Annotated in this window: 3 protein-coding genes and 1 pseudogene; 2 read left to right on the top strand and 2 right to left on the bottom strand. The window is 57.4% G+C overall.

Annotated elements, in window-relative coordinates:
• Nucleotides 1-2 precede the first annotated feature (2 nt).
• Both flgM and flgA read right to left on the bottom strand, forming a co-directional pair.
• Nucleotides 3-329, bottom strand: coding sequence for a flagellar biosynthesis anti-sigma factor FlgM (flgM, locus tag D8V06_RS15765; RefSeq protein WP_130906352.1), 327 nt, complete (start codon nt 327-329; stop codon nt 3-5).
• 158 nt (nt 330-487) lie between these two features.
• A complete protein-coding gene (flgA, locus tag D8V06_RS15760) occupies nt 488-1,249 on the bottom strand; it encodes a flagellar basal body P-ring formation chaperone FlgA (RefSeq protein WP_056853154.1) in 762 nt (253 codons plus the stop codon).
• 83 nt (nt 1,250-1,332) lie between these two features.
• Between flgA and D8V06_RS15755 the strand changes: the two genes are divergently transcribed.
• Nucleotides 1,333-2,265: a chemotaxis protein CheV gene (locus tag D8V06_RS15755; protein WP_056853153.1), complete on the top strand. Its 933-nt coding sequence runs from the start codon at nt 1,333-1,335 to the stop codon at nt 2,263-2,265.
• Nucleotides 2,266-2,311: 46 nt separating this feature from the next.
• Nucleotides 2,312-2,436, top strand: a pseudogene (locus tag D8V06_RS15750) (chemotaxis protein); the annotation flags it as partial.

Below are 2,436 nucleotides of genomic sequence, written 5' to 3'. Positions count from 1 at the left end.
GCCTAGCGCTGGGCTTCGAAGTTGAGCAGTTTGCTGGCTACACGGTTGCTGTCGACTTTGTAGCTGCCATCGGCAATCGCTGCTTTCAACTCGGCCACCCGGGCTTTGTCGACAGCGGGCTGATCGCGCAGCGTATCAGTGACCTTTTGCAACTGTTGAGCCTCATTGCTGAGATGTACCGATTCCCCGCTCGTGACGGTGCTGGCCTGTTCGGCCGGGGTATTCAGCGGCGCGGATTTGCCGGCTTCGGCGGTTTCCTTGGCAACGCTGGTACGTGTACTGCCCGTGAGTGACGAGGAGCTGTTCAAACGGCTGAAATCGATGACCATGATAAAAAACCTCTGGGAATTTGGACGCTTGCCATGTTTTCGGCCATACCCCGAAAAACTTTAGGCTCATTTGAAAAATGAGCTTGCGCGCGCCAGCGCTTGCCCCGCACAGGACACAGTTTAGGGAACGGCCCCGCTTAGCGCCACAGGCAGACCGCCTACATGGACACCTCGACCTGCCCCGGCGCGATGACTTGCGCCTTGATCACTCGATTGGAATTGAGGTTCTTCACCCTGATTTGTTCGCTCAAGCCACCGTTGGCCAGTGCTTCACCGGGCATGCGCACGCTGAGCGTACCACTGCGGGCGGTAATCACCACCTGATCGCCTTTGCGAATGACTTCTGCCTGTTCGATGTGCACGAGGCTGATGACCTGGTCATTGACCATTGGTCGGGTCAGTCTCTGCCCGATGGCCTGATCCACGGAGGTCAAATAGCCCTGGGTGAGCAGGCTGACATCGCGCTCTCGCAGCGTGATGTCAGCGGGTTCGACAATACCGGCGCGGCGCAGGGGCCGAGTGGTTGTCACAACGTCGCGAAACAGGCGGACTTGAGCGGGTACGAACACTGTCCACGGGGATGAACCCTCGCAGCGAACCTTTACCGTTACCCGACCCAACGGCTTGGCCGGACTCTCCAGCGTGGCTGTCAATTCCTTGTCACACATCGGCATGCGCAGGCGTGGGTCGAGTTGGTTGACCTGGATCTCGTAGCGACCTTCGGTTTGACTGGTTGCCAGATAGTCCTCTACGGTGAACTCAAGAAAGCCCTGAGTGACGCCGATAAGCATGTCAGGCAAGGTAACTGCGTCAGCAAGGGCAGGGCTGCCAGCGTGGCACAGGCAAGCAGCCGCCAACACACCGAGCCATTGGCGGAGCGGTGTGGTCAGGCGTCGGAAAAATGTCGGTTCTGTGTTCATGGAAAGATAAAAAGCAAGCGCCGTGCCGTTTAGAGATGAATGTGCGTCGCAACAACACTTAGCGTTGGTGTAGGAGTCTGGGCATGGCTGGTGTAATGGATTCGGTGAACCAGCGCACGCAACTGGTGGGGCAGAATCGCCTTGAGCTGTTGTTGTTCCGTCTCGACGGCCAGCAGCTTTACGGGATCAACGTGTTCAAGGTTCGGGAGGTGCTGCAATGCCCCCAACTGACGCTGATGCCTAAATCCAGTCCTGTCGTGTGCGGTGTGGCAAATATTCGGGGGGCGACCATTCCGATCCTCGATCTGGCAATGGCGACCGGCTCCGGTGCTTTGAAGGACAAGAACAATCCCTTCGTGATCATCACGGAGTACAACACCAAGACCCAGGGCTTCCTGGTGCGATCGGTGGAACGCATCGTCAACATGAACTGGGAGGAGATTCATCCGCCACCCAAGGGAACGGGGCGCGATCACTACCTGACAGCCGTGACGCGGGTCGACAATCAGTTGGTGGAAATCATCGACGTCGAAAAAGTGCTGGCGGAAGTGGCACCGACACCGGAAGCGATTTCGGTCGGCGTGGTGGATGTGGAGACCCAGCACAAGGCGCTTTCATTGCGCGTGCTGACGGTCGATGACTCGTCGGTGGCACGCAAGCAGGTGACGCGTTGCCTGCAGACGGTGGGCGTGGAAGTGGTGGCGTTGAACGACGGTCGGCAAGCGCTTGATTACCTGCGCAAGCTGGCCGACGAGGGGAAGAAGCCGGAAGAAGAGTTCCTGATGATGATTTCCGACATCGAGATGCCGGAGATGGACGGGTACACGCTGACGGCCGAGATACGCAACGACCCTCGCATGCAAAAGCTTCATATCATCCTGCATACTTCGTTGTCGGGTGTGTTCAATCAGGCGATGGTCAAGAAAGTCGGTGCCGATGACTTTCTGGCCAAGTTCCGTCCTGATGACCTGGCATCCCGGGTAGTTGACCGGATCAAAGCAGCAGACATTAGCTAGGGGCGTTCGGCCCCCGGCAGTCAACACGATTTAAGAGGCGGCAGCATTGTCTACGGGTAATTTGGATTTCGAACAGTTCCGGGTATTCCTGGAAAAAGCCTGTGGCATTTTGCTCGGTGAAAACAAGCAGTACCTGGTCTCGAGCCGTCTCAACAAACTGATGGAGCAGCA

The sequence above is a fragment of the Pseudomonas sp. Sample_24 genome (assembly GCF_004307605.1).
Lineage (GTDB): Bacteria > Pseudomonadota > Gammaproteobacteria > Pseudomonadales > Pseudomonadaceae > Aquipseudomonas.
The sequence above is the reverse complement of the archived record's forward strand: the minus strand, read 5'-3'. Positions and strand labels throughout refer to the sequence as shown.